The sequence below is a fragment of the Microbacterium sp. PF5 genome, assembly GCF_004794315.1.
GTDB classification, from domain to species: domain Bacteria; phylum Actinomycetota; class Actinomycetes; order Actinomycetales; family Microbacteriaceae; genus Microbacterium; species Microbacterium sufflavum.
On record NZ_SSDQ01000098.1, the window covers coordinates 1 to 17,197 of the forward strand.

Annotated in this window: 21 protein-coding genes and 1 pseudogene; 13 read left to right on the plus strand and 9 right to left on the minus strand. The window is 73.0% G+C overall.

Annotated features, from left to right (window positions below; all coding sequences use genetic code 11):
* Positions 1 to 151: 151 nt before the first annotated feature.
* From DW297_RS07685 to flgN, 9 genes are read right to left on the minus strand one after another with little or no spacing between them, the layout of a single operon-like run.
* Positions 152 to 1,291: a hypothetical protein gene (locus DW297_RS07685; RefSeq protein WP_136031033.1), complete on the minus strand. Its 1,140-nt coding sequence runs from the start codon at positions 1,289 to 1,291 to the stop codon at positions 152 to 154.
* A gap of 2 nt (positions 1,292 to 1,293) precedes the next feature.
* Positions 1,294 to 1,779: a hypothetical protein gene (locus tag DW297_RS07690; RefSeq protein WP_136031035.1), complete on the minus strand. Its 486-nt coding sequence runs from the start codon at positions 1,777 to 1,779 to the stop codon at positions 1,294 to 1,296.
* Positions 1,776 to 2,864: a tRNA (adenosine(37)-N6)-threonylcarbamoyltransferase complex transferase subunit TsaD gene (gene tsaD / locus DW297_RS07695; protein WP_136031037.1), complete on the minus strand. Its 1,089-nt coding sequence runs from the start codon at positions 2,862 to 2,864 to the stop codon at positions 1,776 to 1,778. Before tsaD ends, DW297_RS07690 begins: the two co-directional genes overlap by 4 nt.
* Positions 2,861 to 3,349, minus strand: coding sequence for a ribosomal protein S18-alanine N-acetyltransferase (gene rimI, locus DW297_RS07700; protein WP_136031039.1), 489 nt, complete (start codon positions 3,347 to 3,349; stop codon positions 2,861 to 2,863). Before rimI ends, tsaD begins: the two co-directional genes overlap by 4 nt.
* Positions 3,346 to 3,963 carry a tRNA (adenosine(37)-N6)-threonylcarbamoyltransferase complex dimerization subunit type 1 TsaB gene (gene tsaB / locus DW297_RS07705; protein ID WP_136031041.1) on the minus strand — a complete coding sequence of 206 codons (618 nt, stop codon included), beginning with the start codon at positions 3,961 to 3,963 and terminating at the stop codon, positions 3,346 to 3,348. Before tsaB ends, rimI begins: the two co-directional genes overlap by 4 nt.
* Before the next feature lie 55 nt (positions 3,964 to 4,018).
* Positions 4,019 to 4,390 carry a flagellar assembly protein FliW gene (locus DW297_RS07710; RefSeq protein ID WP_136031043.1) on the minus strand — a complete coding sequence of 124 codons (372 nt, stop codon included), beginning with the start codon at positions 4,388 to 4,390 and terminating at the stop codon, positions 4,019 to 4,021.
* On the minus strand, positions 4,387 to 5,268 hold the full coding sequence (gene flgL / locus DW297_RS07715) for a flagellar hook-associated protein FlgL (protein WP_136031046.1): 882 nt from the start codon (positions 5,266 to 5,268) through the stop codon (positions 4,387 to 4,389). The genes DW297_RS07710 and flgL overlap by 4 nt, the downstream gene beginning before the upstream one ends.
* A gap of 13 nt (positions 5,269 to 5,281) precedes the next feature.
* The gene (gene flgK / locus DW297_RS07720; protein ID WP_136031048.1) at positions 5,282 to 6,691 is read right to left on the minus strand and encodes a flagellar hook-associated protein FlgK; all 1,410 of its coding nucleotides are present in this window, start codon (positions 6,689 to 6,691) and stop codon (positions 5,282 to 5,284) included.
* Positions 6,692 to 6,704: 13 nt separating this feature from the next.
* Positions 6,705 to 7,187 carry a flagellar export chaperone FlgN gene (flgN, locus tag DW297_RS07725; protein WP_136031050.1) on the minus strand — a complete coding sequence of 161 codons (483 nt, stop codon included), beginning with the start codon at positions 7,185 to 7,187 and terminating at the stop codon, positions 6,705 to 6,707.
* Between the two features lie 220 nt (positions 7,188 to 7,407).
* Here flgN and DW297_RS07730 point away from each other — a divergent pair, with 220 nt between their 5' ends.
* From DW297_RS07730 to DW297_RS07790, 13 genes and pseudogenes are all read left to right on the plus strand, one after another.
* A complete protein-coding gene (locus DW297_RS07730; protein ID WP_136031052.1) occupies positions 7,408 to 8,211 on the plus strand; it encodes a sigma-70 family RNA polymerase sigma factor in 804 nt (267 codons plus the stop codon).
* Between the two features lie 98 nt (positions 8,212 to 8,309).
* On the plus strand, positions 8,310 to 9,140 hold the full coding sequence (locus DW297_RS07735; protein WP_136031054.1) for a flagellin N-terminal helical domain-containing protein: 831 nt from the start codon (positions 8,310 to 8,312) through the stop codon (positions 9,138 to 9,140).
* An 89-nt stretch (positions 9,141 to 9,229) separates the two neighbouring features.
* A complete protein-coding gene (fliD, locus tag DW297_RS07740; protein ID WP_136031057.1) occupies positions 9,230 to 10,618 on the plus strand; it encodes a flagellar filament capping protein FliD in 1,389 nt (462 codons plus the stop codon).
* Positions 10,619 to 10,620: 2 nt separating this feature from the next.
* The gene (gene fliS, locus DW297_RS07745; RefSeq protein ID WP_136031073.1) at positions 10,621 to 11,007 is read left to right on the plus strand and encodes a flagellar export chaperone FliS; all 387 of its coding nucleotides are present in this window, start codon (positions 10,621 to 10,623) and stop codon (positions 11,005 to 11,007) included.
* Positions 11,004 to 11,300 carry a hypothetical protein gene (locus tag DW297_RS07750; RefSeq protein WP_136031059.1) on the plus strand — a complete coding sequence of 99 codons (297 nt, stop codon included), beginning with the start codon at positions 11,004 to 11,006 and terminating at the stop codon, positions 11,298 to 11,300. The genes fliS and DW297_RS07750 overlap by 4 nt, the downstream gene beginning before the upstream one ends.
* A gap of 110 nt (positions 11,301 to 11,410) precedes the next feature.
* Entirely contained in the window at positions 11,411 to 11,752 is a 342-nt protein-coding gene (locus DW297_RS07755) for a flagellar basal body rod protein FlgB (RefSeq protein WP_136031061.1), read from the plus strand.
* Positions 11,749 to 12,144, plus strand: coding sequence for a flagellar basal body rod protein FlgC (locus tag DW297_RS07760; RefSeq protein WP_136031062.1), 396 nt, complete (start codon positions 11,749 to 11,751; stop codon positions 12,142 to 12,144). The genes DW297_RS07755 and DW297_RS07760 overlap by 4 nt, the downstream gene beginning before the upstream one ends.
* On the plus strand, positions 12,141 to 12,446 hold the full coding sequence (gene fliE, locus DW297_RS07765) for a flagellar hook-basal body complex protein FliE (RefSeq protein ID WP_136031064.1): 306 nt from the start codon (positions 12,141 to 12,143) through the stop codon (positions 12,444 to 12,446). The genes DW297_RS07760 and fliE overlap by 4 nt, the downstream gene beginning before the upstream one ends.
* A complete protein-coding gene (gene fliF / locus DW297_RS07770; protein WP_136031066.1) occupies positions 12,446 to 14,071 on the plus strand; it encodes a flagellar basal-body MS-ring/collar protein FliF in 1,626 nt (541 codons plus the stop codon). Before fliE ends, fliF begins: the two co-directional genes overlap by 1 nt.
* Entirely contained in the window at positions 14,068 to 15,072 is a 1,005-nt protein-coding gene (gene fliG / locus DW297_RS07775; RefSeq protein WP_136031068.1) for a flagellar motor switch protein FliG, read from the plus strand. The genes fliF and fliG overlap by 4 nt, the downstream gene beginning before the upstream one ends.
* Complete coding sequence (locus DW297_RS07780; protein WP_136031070.1) at positions 15,062 to 15,670, plus strand: FliH/SctL family protein; 609 nt, start codon at positions 15,062 to 15,064, stop codon at positions 15,668 to 15,670. The genes fliG and DW297_RS07780 overlap by 11 nt, the downstream gene beginning before the upstream one ends.
* Positions 15,667 to 16,959, plus strand: a complete 1,293-nt coding sequence (locus DW297_RS07785; protein ID WP_136031071.1) for a FliI/YscN family ATPase — start codon at positions 15,667 to 15,669, stop codon at positions 16,957 to 16,959. The genes DW297_RS07780 and DW297_RS07785 overlap by 4 nt, the downstream gene beginning before the upstream one ends.
* A pseudogene (locus DW297_RS07790) lies at positions 16,956 to 17,197 on the plus strand (hypothetical protein); the annotation flags it as partial. The gene DW297_RS07785 and the pseudogene DW297_RS07790, both read left to right, overlap by 4 nt.

The following is a 17,197-nucleotide window of genomic DNA, read 5'->3' on the forward strand; positions in this document are numbered from 1 at the left end:
GGCGTCGTGCAGCGCGCGGAGGCGGCGCGCCTGCACGTCGTCGAGCCCGGGGCCGCGGCCGTACGCGCGACGCTCCAGCTCGCGCAGCTCGCGCTCCGCCGCGTCGGTCCACGACCCCTCGGTGCCGGGCGTCGCCGCGGCGTCCGGCGTCTCAGTCCCCTCCGGCACCGGCGACACCCCCCTCGCGCGTGACCACCAGGAACATGGGCCCCGCATCCATCGGCAGCTCGTAGCGCGTCATCGCGCCCGAGGCCACATCGGCGACCTCCAGCGTGAGCCCGCGTCCGTACTCGCCGAACGTCTCGGCGGCCTCGCACGTCATCGGCGCCTCCGCGGTCGAGCCGTCGTAGATCAGGCACTGCCGTCCCTCGCCGACCCGCGAGGCCACCCACAGCGGAACATCGCCGTCGTACCCGGCCACCCAGATCGAGTTCGGATCGAACCCGTCCTCCGCCAGGCGCTCGGCGGTGGCGTTCTCCTCGTCGTTCGCGTACTCGATGCCGGTCACGGTGCTCGAGTAGTCGGAGGAGGCGGCGGCGACCGCGGCCTCGCCGCTCGCGGTCAGCAGCAGCTGCGCGCTGACCTGCCGCTGCCGCTCCTCGTCGGCGCCGAGGGTCAGCGAGCCGTACAGCCCGGTCTCCTCGACCTGCTCGGCCGGACCGCAACTGGGCATCGTGCTCTCCCCCGACCCGAGGATGAGGCAGATGCGCGCGCGCTGCTCCTGGGTCGCCGTCCAGATGACCACGTCGTCCTCCACCGCGAGCGCCCGCACCGACCCGGGGTCGTAGACGCCTGAGGCGACGAGGTCGTTGTGCCACACCTGTTGCTCGGCCGTCAGCGCGACCGCCGGCGCCGCAGATCGGCCGAACGCCGCCCAGCCGATGCCCACGCCGACCGCGACCAGGAGCACCGCGGCGAGCGCGAGGACGAGGGGACGACGGTTCCGCAGCGTCCCGAGGACGCCCGTCGCGTCGGTGCGCCCCGAAAACTCGCTGTCGACGCCGGCACCCGGATCCGAGCCGTCTGCACTCTCCGGCGACGCGTCGCCCGGGCCGCCACCGGACACCGCGTCCGCGCCCGATGCCGAGGCCGTGTTGGCATCGGAAGCCGGGCCGGTGTCGCATGCCGCGGCATCGCGAGCCGGCACCCCGGAGGCGTCCGCACGCCCCGCACGCCGGAGCTCTTCGAGAGCGGCCAGCCGGGCGGCCTCGGCGGCCGTGAGGGCGCCATCGCGGGCGTAGGCCTTCCGCTGCAGCGCCCGCAGCTCGTCGTCGCCCCCCGCCGACGGCATCGCTAGCCGAGCCTCTCGAACTGCATACCGGCCCACACCAGCCAGGCCAGGCTGTACACGGTCGCGCACAGGCCGAGAGCGAGCGCCCAGCGCGCGATCGCGCGGTTCTCCATCGGACGCCGCAGCGACATGATCGCCGCGATCACCGCGACCACCGCGACCGGGATCCCCCAGCCGACGAAGAACGACGCGCCCAGCGCCACGATCGCCGCGAGCAGGGCCCAGGGCGCGAGCCGCGTGTCGTCGACGGGCGCCGGCTCGGTGACCGACGGCTCCCACTCCGCATCCTCGTGACGGTCGATGTCCGGGCCGCTCACCACCACGGGCTCGATGCCGACCGGACCCGTGGGCAGCTTGCTGTATCCGTCGCGCCGCGCGCCGGGGATCCGCGCCGTCGCCGCCGAACGGTCCACCTGTTCGCTCGCCCGCTCGAGTCGCGCAGGGGGCGTCGGGGTCGCGTCTCCCGCCGGTCGCGGCACGTCGCTCATACCGCCACCGCCTCCGCGACCTGGATCTCGGTCACCGGCAGGGTCGAGTCGGCGCCGAAGGCGAGCGTCGACGGCGGACGACCAGACGAGATCAGCTCGGCGGCGAGCGCCGCGATCATCGCGCCGTTGTCGGTGCACAGCGACAGCGGCGGGATGCGGACCGTGACGCCCGCCTCCGCGGCTCGCGCCAGGGCGACCTCGCGCAGCCGCCGGTTCGCGATCACGCCGCCGCCGAGCAGGAGCCGCGGGACTCCCAGGTCGGCGCAGGCGGCCAGCGCCTTCGTGACGAGCACATCGACCACAGCCTCGCGGAAGCTCGCGGCGACATCGGCGATGGGCAGCGCCGGGGCCTCGTCGCCCGCCGCCGCGGCCTCCGCCTCGAACCGCTCCACCCACCGCGCGACGGCGGTCTTGAGCCCGGAGAACGAGAAGTCGTACCGGTGCTTCGCGAGGTCGGACGCCCGGGACAGCCCGCGCGGGAACCGGATCGCCTCGGGATCCCCGCCCACCGCGGCCCTGTCGATCTCGGGGCCTCCGGGGTACGGCAGCGACAGCAGCCGCGCGACCTTGTCGAACGCCTCGCCCGCCGCATCGTCGACCGTCTCGCCCAGCAGCTCGACATCGGTCGTGAGGTCGCGCACGTGCAGCAGCGACGTGTGCCCGCCCGACACCAGCAGGGCGATCGTCGGGTACTCGAGCGGCTCCGACTCCGGCGTCAGGATGTCGGCGGCGATGTGACCGACCAGGTGGTTGACGGCGTACAGCGGCTTGTCGAGCGACACCGCGAGCCCCTTCGCCGCGCCGACACCCACCATGAGCGCGCCCGCCAGTCCCGGACCGCTCGTGACGGCGACCGCGTCGAGCTGGTCCAGGCGCACCCCGGCCTCGGCGAGCGCGGCGTCGATCGCCGGCTGCAGCGCCTCCAGGTGCGCACGAGCCGCGACCTCCGGCACGACGCCGCCGTAACGGGCGTGCTCATCCATGCTCGACGCGATCGTGTTGGACAGCAGCGTGCGGCCGCGCACGATCCCGATACCGGTCTCGTCGCAGCTCGTCTCGATGCCGAGCACCAGGGGCTCGCTCATGCGTTCGCCTCCTCCGGCGTATCGGCGACCGCGGGGTGGCGGCGCAGGTCCAGACGCATCACGATCGCGTCGACGTCGTCGGGCTGATAGTAGCGGGGGCGTCTGCCGATCTCCTCGAAGCCCTCGGCCCGGTACAGCCCCTCCGCCGGCGGGTTGTCGGCCCGCACCTCGAGGAACATCTCCCTGGCTCCCCGGGCGGCCGCCGCCCGGAGCAGAGCGTGCAGCAGCGCACGCCCCCGGCCCCGGCCCCGGTGCTCCGCGAGCAGGGCGATGGTCTGGATGTCGGCGTCGGCGCCGCCCTGCAGAGCCCTGACCCCGCCGTACCCCACGATCTCGCCGTCGACCTCGTCGACCAGATAGCGGCCGTGCGGACTCGACAGCTCGCTCGCCATGGTCTCGCGGCTCCAGGCGTCGGTGGGGAACGACCGCTCCTCGATCGCCATGATCGCGTCGAGGTCGCCCGGCACCGCCTCCCGCAGCGTCACGAACCCACCTTCTTCGGCGCTCCGGGCAGCGTCACGTCGGGGTGACGGAGGTACAGCGGCTCGGCGTCGGCGAGCGTGCGGCCCGCGGCCAGCGCCCGCGCGCCCGCCCTGGCCAGGTCGACCGCGGAGAGCACGGTCGTGTCGACGCGCGGGATGCCGTCGAGGTGGGTGTCCGCATCGGCGGCCCGCACCAGCACCGTGTCGGCCACGACCACCGGCAATCCGTCGTCGTCGAGCCCGTCGAACACCGTGACCGCGACCTCGCGGCGGCGTGCGTCGGTGACGATCGCGAACGGGCCGGACTGCGTCGGCAGGGCCGTGAGCGCCGCCGCGGTGTGGCTCGGGACCGGCAGCACGGGCAGGCCGCGGCCGAGGGCGAACGCGCGGGCGGCGGCGATCCCGATGCGCAGCCCGGTGAACGGTCCAGGACCCATGCCGGACACGACGTGGGTGATGCCGTCGGAGCCTCCGTCGCGGAGCACCCCGGCGAGCAGATCGCCGATCACCTCCGCATGACCGAGCGGATCGGCGGTGCCCGCCTCGGCCCGCGGCGTCCCGTCGGGGTCGATGAGAGCGACGGCGGTGCCAAGGGACGTGTCGACGGCGAGGATCACCCCTCCAGGGTAGTCGTCACGGGCCCTCCGGCGCCGTGCAGGAGGGGCCGCCCGCTCAGCCCAGGGGCGCCCTGACCGGGTAGTCCTGATCCTCCAGGATGACCTGGGCAGCCGCGCCCGTCGTCCGGTTCACGACCACGGGCGCCAGGAGGTTCACGCTCACGCCATCCGCCGAGGGGTGCGCGACCACGAGCACCAGGGCATCGTCGGGCGAGCGCAGTGCCAGGTCGTCCACCTGGGCGTCGCTCAGCGTCGGCGCATACTCCCCGAGCACGGTGCTCGGGTCGACCAGGTACAGCCGCAGCGCCTCGTCGGCCACGGCCCGCAGCGCGAACAGCCCGTCGGCGCCGTCGATCGGCGCGAGCGAGAAGTCGACGTGCGGGGCGAGCCCGGGAGGCGGGACGGTGAAGGTGAGCGCCGCGGTCATCGCAGGAAGTCCATCAGCGAGGGCTGCAGCACGCGGGCGTTCACCGCGAGCGCCGACCGGTAGACGAGCTCCTGGGCTTGGAGGCGGATGAGGACCTCCACGGAGTCGACGTCCTCGACCGCCGCGCGGCGGGACTCGAGGGACACGGAATTCTGCACGGCCGCCTCCTTGGCGCGTTCGATCTGGGACTGACGGGTGCCGACCGAGCCCTGCACCCCGAGCATCGCGGTGCGGCGGTCGTCGATCTCGCCGAGCCGCGGCCCGACGTTGGTGCCGGAGCGGAGATCCGCCACGATGCGGTCGACCAGCGCGAACACGGAGTCGTCCCCCGTGCCGAACACGGCCGCGCCGTCGGTGTCGACGCGGACCGAGGCGGCGTCGGACACGCGGCGCGTGACCTCGGAGCCCGCGACGCCGCTGTACGAGTAGTCGGCCGCGAAGGCCGCGGTGTCCGACGTGCCGGCGAACACGGAGCGGCCGAGCAGACGGGTGTTCGCCTGCGCGAGCAGCTCGCCTCTGATGCCCTCCAGCTCCACCGCCAGGGCCTCTTTGGCGGTCGCGTCGAGCGCGCCGTCGTTGGCGCCCTGCGCCGTGAGGTCGCGCACGCGGGACAGCAGCGAGGTGCTGGCGGTGATGGCGCTGTCGGCCGCAGTCACCCACGCCAGCCCGTCGTCGATGTTGCGGGCGTACTGCTCGGTGCGGCGCTGCTCGGCGTGCAGCGCCAGGGTCGCGGCCGCGGCGGTCGGGTCGTCCGACGGTGCCGCGAACGCCTTCTGCGAGGTCGCCTGGTCCTGCAGCCGCGCGAGCTCGGACAGGTTGGCCTGCAACTGGCGCATGGCCGTCTGGGTCATGGTGGACTGCGTCACGCGAGAGATCACGGTGCTCCTCCGATCAGCGTCCGACGACGCCCGTGCGGTTGATCAGGACGTCGAGGGCCTCGTCCACGGCGGTGAGCACGCGGGCGGCCGCCTGATACGCGGTCTGGTAGGTGAGGAGGCTGATCGTCTCCTCGTCGCCGTCGACGGCCGCGACGGACTGCTGGGCGCCGATGGCCCCCGCCGCCGCCGACTCCGACACCTTCGCGCGCTGCACGTCGGCCGCGGTCGAGACGCCGAAGCGGGTGACCTGGTCGGTCCACAGCGCATCGGGCGAGGTGGCGCGCCGTCCGATCTGCGAGATGAGATCGGCGTTGCTCGCATCCTTCGCCCCCGCGCCCGGAGCCGCCAGGGCCAGCTGGTCGGCGCTCGTCACGGCCACGCGCAGCCCGAGGGCCGCGGAACCCGTCGCCGGGAGGGTGAAGAAGTCGCCGCCCGGCTGACCGGAGGCCGTGACACCGGCCCGGTGCTGCGCGTTGAGCGACTCGGCCAGCGCGGTCGCCACACGGTCGTAGGTCGAGGCGAGCTGCGCGAGCATGCCCCCGTCGGCGGCCGGCGCCAGCACCGACAGCGTGCCGCCCAGCTCGCCGCCGTCGACCGAGACCGGAAGGTCGGGTGCCGACTCCCAGATCACTCCGACGCGCTGCCCCGCCTCGATCGCGGTCGGCCCGGTGAGGGCGAGACGCCGGGCGTCACCGCCGGAGACCAGGGCGTTGCCGCCGAGGCGCAGCGTGAGCGTGCCGTCGCTCTCCAGGGTCCCGGTGCCGCCCGTGAGGCGGGCGACATCCTCCGCGAGCACGGTCCGGCGATCCATCAGCTCGTTCGCCGAACGCCCGGCGGCGAGCGCGTCGCGGATCTCGCTGTTGAGCACGGCGATCTGCTCGGCGGCCGCATTCACCTGATCGACCGCGCGACCCGCCGACTCGCGTGCGGCCGTCCACTGCGCTGCCACCGTGCGGTAGCCGCCGGCCACGTGCGCGGCGAGCTCCTTCGCGGACTCCAGGACGCTCGCCGCGGCGGCGCCGGAGTCGGGCGTGTTCGCGAGCTCCTGCCACCCCGCCCAGAAGGAGGTGAGGCGGTTGGCGAGGCCCTTGTCGGTCGGCTCGCCCAGAGCAGCCTCGGCCGTGGTCGCGGCGAGGGCGCGCGCCGACCAGTAGCCCGAGGTGCCGAGGGCGTCGCGCACCCGCGCGTCGAGCAGGGCGTCACCGAGCCGGGCGACGCCGTCGATCGACACACCGTGGCCGGGGAGTGCCCCCATGCTGAAGCGGCCCGTCTGGGCGACGGCGGCGATCGACGAGGTCTCGACCCGCTGCCGCGTGTACCCCTCGGTCTTCTGGTTGGCGATGTTCTGTCCGACGACGTCCATGCCGCGGCGTGCCGCGGCGAGTCCGCTCGCGGCGGTGTTCAGTCCACTGAAGGTCGACATGGTCCCCTCTCGGTCACATCTCTGTGTCGATGATGCGGGCGGAGTCCTCGCGGGCGCGGTCTCCACGGGTGGTGTACTCGCCGCTCTCGAGGCCGAGCGCGGCGATGGTCTCCTGCGTCGCGCGCAGCACGCCGCTGAGCTGCTCGGCGGTGGAGTCGCGCATCTGCTCGACCTCCGCCGTCAGCCGCACGAGCGCGCGCAGGTGGTCGGTGAGCACGTCGGCCCACGCCCCCTCCGGCGCGTGCTCGATGAGCTCCGTGATGGTCGCCTCGTCCGAGGCGCCCCACTCCTGCGCGACTCCGGCGACCTCGACGGCCCTGGACAGTCCTGCGCTGCGCAGACGATCGAGTACCTGATCGATCTCGCGTGCCGCAAACTGTATCCAGTGCGATCGGCCAGCCGCGAGCAGCAGTTGCTGCTCGTCGAGCTTGAAAAGCAGCATCTCGAGCAGCTCGCGCTCGCGCCAGAGCTGCATCGATAGTTCGTTGGCTCCCATGATCCCCTTGTTCCCCAGCGATCCCCCGCCCCAACGCCGGTGCGATCGACCCGCCTGTTAACGGTTCATTAATCCCTATCGGCCGCCGCGCCCATAAGGTTACTATGTGGAACGGCGGTGGTTAGTTCTCCCCATGTACATATCGCGAATTATGTGATATGCGCATCTACCCCTCGCCATGGAGCTTCCGGAGTGCATCCAGAGAGGTGGATCATCCCCCATGTCGTCGCGCGCTGAGCGCAACCGCCTCGTCGAGGCCAACCTTCCCCTGGTCGGCTATCTCGCTGCGGACACCCATGCTCGGGCAACCCACATCCCCCGCGAAGAGCTCGCCGCCGTCGGCGCGCTCGCCCTCGTGACCGCCGCCGACGCCTACGACCCCGCGCTCGGCGTCCCCTTCGGCGCCTACGCCCGGCGCCGCATCCTCGGTGCGTTCGCCGACGAGATGCGCTCCATGGACTGGGCGTCCCGCGGCATCCGCAAGCGCATCAAGGAGACCGTCGCCGTGCGCGACACCCTCACTGCCGCCCTCGGCCGCACGGCCACCGTGACCGAGGTCGCGACGGCCATGGGCTCGCCCAGGGAGGCCGTGTCGGAAGCACTCGCCGACGCCGCGCGCACCGTCTCCACCATCGACGACCCGGCCGCCCGCGACCTCGTCGCCGACGTGCCCCTGCCCGAGGAGTCCGCCCTGGTCGGGGAGCGCCGCGAGGTGCTGGAGCACGCGATCGCCGCCCTTCCCGAGCGCATGCGCCGCATCGTGCTGGCCGTGTACATCGAGGAACGGCCCGTGAAGGAGATCGCCGAAGAGCTGGGGGTGACCCACTCCGCCGTCTCGCAGCAGCGATCGGAGGCCGTGCGGCTGCTGCGCGACGCGCTCGACCGCTACTTCGCCGAGGGCACGGTGGAGCCCGTCGCCTCCACCCGCATCTCCCCCGCCGCCCGCGACGCCTACTTCGGCCGGATCGCCGAGGCCGCCGGCGCCCGCATCGGCGAGGTGTTCCGCACCGCGGCCCCCGCCTGACCACGCCGCGTCCCTAACGCGCGCGCCTCCTCCGCCGATAGGTGTGAGCGGGAGACCACGGACGGTCCCCCGTACAACACATCACGGAGGAAACCCTCATGGGTATGCAGATCAACACCAACGTGTCGGCGCTCAACGCCTACCGCAACCTGTCCAACACGCAGAACGACGTGTCGAAGTCGCTCGAGAAGCTCTCGAGCGGTTTCCGCATCAACCGCGCAGCGGACGACGCCGCCGGTCTCGCGATCTCCGAGGGCCTGCGCTCGCAGGTCAACGGCCTGAACGTCGCGGCCCGCAACGCCCAGGACGGCATCTCGGTCATCCAGACCGCAGAAGGCGCCCTGACCGAAGTGCACTCCATCCTGCAGCGCGTTCGCGACCTGACCAACCAGGGCGCGAACGACTCGAACAACGCGAAGTCGCGCAACGCCATCCAGACCGAGATCTCCGCCCTGGGCGACGAGCTCACCCGGATCGCGGCGAGCACCAACTTCAACGGCATCAAGCTGCTCTCGGGCGGCACGACGCTGACGTTCCAGGTGGGCGCGGGAGCGGTCGCCGCCGAGGACCAGATCTCGGTGAACCTGACCAACTTCGCCACGCTCGGTGCCGACATCAAGACGCTCGCGACGGGCATGACGGACGCGGCATCGTACGGCGCTGCTCTGGCGGGCATCGACACGCAGATCCAGGCGGTCTCGACCGCACGTGCCGGCTACGGTGCGCTGCAGAACCGCTTCGAGTCGACCATCAACAGCCTCAACGTGTCGGCCGAGAACCTCGCCGCCGCCGAGAGCCGCATCCGCGACACCGACATGGCGTCCGAGATGGTCAAGTTCACGTCGGCGAACATCCTGTCGCAGGCGGGAACGGCGATGCTCGCACAGGCCAACCAGGCCAACCAGGGCGTGCTCCAGCTGCTGCGCTGATCCGCACCGCAGCACTGAATCGCACCGGGGGTCCGGGTGACGGCGCCGTCCGTCACCCGGACCCTCCCCCCACACGGAAGGGATCGCGCATGTCGCTCTCGCTCGACGGCCTCGTGTCCGGCCTGAAGACCACCGACATCATCAAGGCGCTGATGGACGTGCACGCGATCCCGCGCACGCTGCTCAAGGCGAAGATCGACGACAAGAACGCCGTCATGACGCAGCTGCGCACCCTCAACACCGCCGTGCAGAACCTCGCGACCGCCGCCGAGAAGGCCGCAGCCCCCGGTGGTCTCGACCGCTTCACCGGCACCTCGTCGTCCGACACCGTGAAGGTCGCGCTGCGGGCCGGAGCCGTCCCGCTCACCACCGACATCGTCGTCGACCGCGTCGCCCAGACCCACACCGTCGTCACCGCCGCCTCGCGCGGCTGGCCCGTCGACCCGCCCGTGCTCACCCTGGAGAACGCCGCGGGCGAGCGCGTGCAGGTGCAGGCCGACTCCGCGTCGATCCAGGACATCGCGCAGGCGATCAACGACGCCGACACGGGGATCGTGGCCACCGCCGTGCCCGCCGGGCGCGACGCCGACGGCAACCCGCTGCACCGCCTGCAGCTGCGCGCCGAGGACTCCGGCGAGGCCGGGCGCTTCCGCGTGTACCGCGGCGATATCGCCGCCGTGCAGAACGGAACGGCGACCGACGTCGCCACCGAGACCGGCGCGGCCGTGATCGCCACCGGCACCGACGCGCAGGTGCGCCTGTGGGCAGGAACCGGCGCCGAGCAGGTGCTCACCTCGACCAGCAACACCTTCACCGACCTGTTCGAGGGCGTCGACGTCACCGTCTCCACCCCCTCCACCACCCCCGTCACCGTGACCGTCGCCGTCGACACGGCCGCCCGCACCAAGGCCTCCGGCGAGTTCATCGCCCTCGTGACCGACATCTTCACCCGCATCGACAACGGCTCGAAGGCGACCGTCCCCACCGGTCAGGGCGGCAAGACCACCCTCGGCGTGTTCACCGGCGACAGCACCATCCGCGGCATGCGCACCGCGCTCGCCGACGCCGTGCAGCACCCGGTCGACGGCGTCTCGCCCTCCACCATCGGCATCTCGACCGACATGTACGGCAAGCTCACGTTCGACGAGGACAAGTTCGCCGAGGAGCTCGCGAAGGACCCGGATGCGGTCGGCGCGCTCTTCTCCGCGGTCGCCGCGCGCATCGAGGAGACCGCGACGTCGTTCTCCGACAAGTACGACGGACTGCTCACCACCCGCATCACCGGGCAGGAGAGCGAGGTCAAGAGCCTCGGCGAGCAGATGGAGCGCTGGGACGTGCGCCTCGCGCAGCGCAAGGCCACCCTCGAGCGCACCTACGCCCGGCTCGAGGTGATGCTGTCGCAGATGCAGTCGCAATCGTCGTACCTGGCGTCGCAGATCAACTCGCTGCCGAGCAGCCGCTCCGGATCGGACTCGTGAGCATGAACGCCGCCCTGCGCGCCCAGCAGCGCTACCGCGAGGACGCCATCCTCTCCGCGCCGCCGGAGCGACTGGTCACCATGCTCTACGACCGCCTGCTGCTCGACATCGAACGCGGCGAGACCGCCCAGCGCGCGGGCGACTGGGCCGAGGCGAACGCGCAGCTGCAGCACGCGCAGGCCATCGTCGCCGAACTGTCGTCGTCGCTCACCGACGAGTGGAACGGCAGCGCCGGCCTCCGCTCGCTCTACGTCTTCCTCAGTCAGACGCTCATCGGCGCGAACATCGGCCGCGACCCCGAACGCACCAGGGCCTGCCACGGCATCGTCGCCCCGCTGCGCGACGCCTGGCACGAGGCGTCCCGGTCGCTCGCGGAGAGCCGCGCGTGAGCGCCGACGCCTGGGAGGAGCTGCTGGACCGGCTGGAGCAGGAGGCCGAGCGCATCCTCGCCGCACCCGACGGAGCCGTCGAGACGCACGAGCTGCCGCCCTGGACGCCGCCGCCCGCGCCGCTGCCCGCGCACCTCGCCGACCGCGCCCGCCGCGTGATCGACCGCCAGCGCGCGGCCATGGACCGCGTACGCCACGAGATCGACGGCGTCCGCCAGCACCTCGGCGCCGTGGGGCGCGTACCGGCACCGCGCGAACCCGACGCACCGGCCTACCTCGACGTGGACGGCTGACGGCCGCCTAACGCACCCGGCCTGCCTGCCGACAGTGCACCGTGAGCACGGATGGCTCGCAAGACTCGGCCAGGGATCGGCCATTTCCACCACACACGGGGAGCCGGTTCGTGTTCGACTCTGTCACCATCACCGCACTCACGAGTGCGCTCGATGGGCTCTCGCTGCGCCAGCGGGCCATCGCCGACAACATCGCCAACATCAACACCCCCGACTACCACGCCAAGCGCGTGCGGTTCGAGGAGGCCCTCGCGGACTCGATCGCCCGCGGCGACGGACGCGTGTCGGCGACGGTCGGCACCTCGCTGGAGCCGACCAGGCTCAACGGGAACAACGTCAACCTCGACACCGAGACCCTCTCCAGCATCGACACCATGCTGCGCTACCAGTTCGCGACGCAGGCCGTGAACGGCTCGTTCTCCTCCATGCGCACCGCGATGAGGACCTCATGACCTTCGACGCGATCGGCATCGCCGGCACCGGACTGACCGTGCACCGCAAGTGGCTCGACGCCATCAGCGACAACATCTCCAACATCAACACGGTGCGCTCGACCGACGGCGCCGCGTTCCGTGCGCGCTACGTGCTCGCGCAGACCAGCGCCCAGTCGCCGGGCGTCTACGTCGCCGGCACCGTGCAGGGCAGCGCCGAGGGCCGCCTCGTGCACCAGCCCGACCACCCCCTCGCCGACGCGAACGGCTACGTGCGCTACCCCGACATCGACCTCGGCGACCAGATGAGCCAGCTCATCCTCGCGCAGCGCGGCTACCAGGCCAGCGCGGCGATCGTCGACCGAGCCCGCACGACCTACGAGTCGGCCCTGCAGATCGGACGCAACGCATGAGCGCGGTCTCCGGAATCGAGGCCGTCGCCTCGTCCCTCGGTCTCACCACCTCCCCCGTCACCGGGGCGAAGACGACCGACGGCTCCGCCTTCGCGAACAGCGTCACGGGCGCGATCGACGAGCTGCGCTCGCTGCAGTCCGACTCCGACGCGCTCAAGGTCGCCGCGGTCACGGGCGACCTCGACGACATCCACGCGGCCATGATCGCGTCGTCGCGCGCGGCCGTGACGCTCGAGCTCGTCGCCGCCGTGCGCAACAAGGGCGTCGACGCGTTCAACGAGATCATGCGGATGCAGGCCTGATGCCCCCGGCCGTCGCCGGTGCGTTCCAGCGCATCCGCCGTGTCATCGCGGGGTTCTCGCTCGCCCAGCGCACCATCGCCATCATCGGTGTCGCCGTGCTCGCCCTCGGCATCATCGCCCTGTCGAGCTGGCTCACCCGCCCCACCTACACCCCGCTGTTCTCCGGGCTGAGCGCGACCGACGCCAACGCCGTGGTCGAGCAGCTCCGCTCCGCGTCGGTGCCGTACGAGCTCGCCGACGGCGGCGCCACCGTCCTCGTGCCGGAGAAGGACGTGTACGACCAGCGCCTCGCCGCCGCATCCGCCGGACTGCCCAGCGCCAACAGCGCCGGCTACTCGCTGCTCGACGACATGGGCGTCACCACCTCCGAGTTCCAGCAGTCGGTGACGTACAAGCGCGCCATCGAGGGCGAGCTCGCCGCCACGATCTCCGCGATCGACGGGGTCTCCGCCGCCTCCGTGCAGCTCGCGATCCCCGAGGAGAGCGTGTTCGTGTCGGAGACCGTCGACGCGACCGCCTCCGTGTTCGTGGAGACCGCGGGCAACAGCACCCTCGACCAGAAGCAGGTCGAGGCGATCGTGCACCTCACCTCCGCGGCGGTCAGCGGCATGAAGCCGGAGAACGTCGCCGTGGTCGACCAGACCGGGCGCACGCTGTCGGCCGTCGGCGTCGGCTCGACGGGCGGCCTCGACCAGCAGGCGGGCGACTACGAGGCACGCGTCACGGCGAGCGTGCAGCAGATGCTCGACACGGTGGTCGGCCCCGGCAACGCGACCGTCACGGTGGTCGCCGAGATCGACCGGTCGGTGAACGAGCGCATCGAGGAGACCTACACCCCGGCCGAGGGCGCCCCGCCGCTGACCGAGGAGACCCGCAGCCAGACGCAGAACGGCGCGAGCTCGGAGGCCGGCGTGCTCGGCCCCGACAACATCGCCGTGCCCAGCGAGAACGGCGGCACGTCGTCGGCGACCGAGCAGAGCCGCACCAACGCGGTCAACAAGGCCACCGAGAGCACCTCGACCCCGGCCGGCACGCTGCTGCGGCAGTCGGTGTCGGTCGCCGTCGACGCCGGGGCGGGCGGCGACCTCAGCTCCGCGCAGCTCAGCGACCTGGTGTCCACGGCCGCCGGCATCGACCGCGCCCGCGGTGACGACCTCACCGTCGAGCTGGTCGCGTTCAGCAAGACCGACGCCGAGTCCGCGCAGGCGGCGCTGCAGGCCGCGAAGGACGCCGAGAACGCGGAACGACAGGCCGCCCTGCTCAACACCGTCATCATTGCCGCGGCCATCGCGATCCCCCTGATCGCCGCGATCGCCGCGTTCATCATCCGCGCCCGCCGTCGGGCCGGACGCGTGGAGGAGTTCGACCAGCTGTTCGGCGACCGGCCGCCCGCCCTGTCGGCGCTGTCCGCCGAAGCGCCCACCGCCGTGCTGGAGGCCCCGACCACCCCGCTGGCGTTCCTGGAGCCGGCGCCCGACCTCGACCCGGAGCCCGAGCCCGACCCGGAGCCCGCCCAGGTCAGCCTCGAGCGCCGCCGCGCCGAGATCGGCGCCCTCACCCGGCAGGACCCGCAGCGCACGGCCGAGCTGCTGCGCACCCTCATCGACGATCGGTCGCACGCGTGACCGGGCTGACCGACCGGCAGACCGCCGCCGTCGTGCTCATGAACCTCGACCGCGCCCAGGCGGTGGAGGTGATGAAGCACCTGTCCGAGGCCGAGGCGGAGGCGGTGGCCGCGGAGATCATCGGGCTGCAGGACCTCGACGCCGCCACGACGGCGCAGGCACTCGGACAGTTCCACCGCATCGCCGCCGGGCACCTGCCGCCCGCACGCGGCGGACGCGACATCGCGGCCGGACTGCTGGAGGCGTCGTTCGGCGCCGAACGGGCGGCGGCCGTGCTGGGCCGCGTCGGCTCGACCTCGATGAGCGCCTCGTTCGAGTTCCTCACCTCGGCCGACCCCGCGCAACTGGCCACCCTGCTGGACGGCGAGCTGCCGCAGACCGTCGCGCTCGTGCTCGCCCACCTCTCCGCGGATCAGGCCGCCGCGGTGCTCGCCGCGTTCCCCGACCCCGCCCGCACCGACGTCGCCCAGGCCATCGCGACCATGGGCACCGCGTCGCAGGAGGCCATCGCGATCGTCGCCGACGCCCTCAAGTCGCGCACCGGCAGCTTCGCGTCGCGCGACGCCCCGGAGGTGCTGGGCGGTGTCGAGCCGCTCGTGGAGATCATCGGCCGCTCCGGGGCGACGATCGAGAAGGCGCTGCTGGCGAGCATCGAAGACCGCGACAGCGCCCTCGCGGAGGACATCCGCTCGCGCATGTTCACGTTCGTCGACATCGTCAAGCTCGACGACCGGGACACGCAGCGCGTGCTGCGCGGCATGGACATCCGCTCGCTCGCGCTGGCCCTCAAGGGAGCCCCGCAGCCCATCGTCGACCTCATCCGCCGCAACGTCTCCGAGCGCAACAGGGAGAACCTCGACGAGGAGGCCCGCACGCTCGGCCCCGTCCGCATGTCGCAGGTCGAGGAGGCACGCGCCGAGATCGTCCGCACGATCCGAGCCCTGGAGGCGGCGGGCGACATCACGGTGCAGCGCGCCGACGAGGACGAATATGTCTACTGACGCCTTCGCCCCCGCGGCCTTCCCGCGGCTCGGCGGCCCCGACCACCGCGCCGAGCAGGAGCGTGCACGCCGTCGCGGCTACGCGGAGGGCCACGCCGAGGGGTACCGCGCGGGTGCCGCCCAGGCGGAGACCGAGGCCAGGGCGGCCGAGGAGCAGCGGGCGCAGCGTGAGGCCGCCAGGGCGCACGAGACCGCCGCCGCGGTGGCCGCCCTCCACGCGGCCACCGCATCGATCGCAGCGCGCGAGCAGGAGCTCGCCGCGGTCGCCCACGAGCAGGTGCTGCGTCATGCGATCGAGCTGGCCGAGCTGATCCTCGCCGCCGAGCTGAGCGAACCGGGGGCCTCCGCCGCCGCCGCACTGCGCCGCGTGCTCGCCGCCCCGGAGGCCGCGGCCGCCCGCACCGTCCGGGTGCACCCCGACGACCTGCGCGTGCTGGAGCGCGACCCCGAGACGGTCGGCCACGGCTTCACCCTCGTGGCCGACGCCACGCTCGACCGCGGAGACGCCGTCGCGGTGCCGGAGCACGGGGTGGTCGACGCCCGGGTCTCCGCCGCGCTCGACCGTGCCCGCCGCGCGCTCGACGGGAGCGCGACATGACGGCCTGGGGCGCGGTGCGCGACGCCGTACGACCCGAGCGCATCGGCGAGGTCACCCGGGTACGCGGGCTCAGCGTGCACGTGCGCGGACTCGACGGCGCGGTGGGTGACGTCGTGACGCTCGACGGCATCGACGCCGAGGTCGTGGCCACGGGTGAGGACGGGCTGCGGTGCATGCCGCTCGCCCCGGTCGCCGGGCTCACGGTCGGCGCGCCCGTCCGCGGCAGCGGCGGTCCGGTGCGGGTGCCCACCGGACGAGCGCTCCTCGGGCGGATCCTCGACGGGCTCGGCCGCCCGATCGACGGCAAGGGCCCGCTCGTCGCCCCCACCGTGAGCCTCGACCACGCCACGCCCTCCCTCCTGGAGCGCGACCGCATCACCGCCCCGCTCCCCCTGGGCGTGCGCGCCCTGGACACGCTCGTGAGCGTCGGCCGCGGTCAGCGCGTCGGCCTGTTCGCGGGCTCCGGGGTGGGCAAGTCGTCGCTGCTGTCGATGATCGCGCGCGGCACGGAGGCCGAGGTCACCGTGATCGCGCTGGTCGGCGAACGCGGACGCGAGGTGCGCGAGTTCATCGAGGACGACCTCGGACCTGCCGGCCTCGCCCGGTCGGTCGTGGTGGTGTCGACCTCGGACCAGCCGGCCATGGCCCGCATCCGGGCGGCGTTCACGGCCACGCGCATCGCCGAGGCGTTCCGCGACGACGGCGCCCACGCGATCCTCATGATGGACTCGCTCACGCGCGTGGCGATGGCCCAGCGCGAGATCGGGCTGTCGGCGGGCGAGCCCCCGGCCACGCGCGGCTACCCGCCGTCGACGTTCTCGATCCTCGCCGGGCTGCTGGAGCGCGCCGGCACCGACCGCACCGGGTCGATCACCGGCATCTACACCGTGCTCGTCGACGGCGACGACCACAACGAGCCGATCGCCGACGCCGTGCGCTCGATCCTCGACGGCCACGTGGTGCTCGACCGTGCCCTGGCGCTGTCCGGCCACCACCCCGCGATCGACGTGCTCGGCTCGGTGTCGCGCGTCGCGGGCAAGATCACCGGGGCCGAGCGCCGGGCGCACGCCGCGACGCTGCGGGCCGTGCTCGCCGCGCGCCGTCGCGCCACCGACCTGATCGACATCGGCGCGTATCACGCGGGAGCGGATCCGCGGATCGACGCCGCCATCGCGCACGAGCGGGAGATCTCCGCCTTCCTCACGCAGTCGCTCGACGAGACCTGCGACATCGAGGAGTCGTGGCGCCGGCTGGACGCCCTGGTCGGCGCCTTCGAGGGGGTCGCATGAGTCGTTCGTTCTCGCTGGCCGGTCTCCTGCGCGTGCGGGAGATCCAGGAGCGTGCCGCGGCGCAGCGGCTGTCGCGGGCCGTGATCGACGCGCAGCACACCGAGGCGCGCGACCGGGCCCTGCGCGCGCACCTGTCCGGCGCCGACACCGAGGCCGTCGACGTGCGCTCGCTCGCCGCGCTCGCCGCCGCCCGGGTGGCTGGCCGCGCGCTGCTCGCCGACCTGCGCACGCTGTCGGA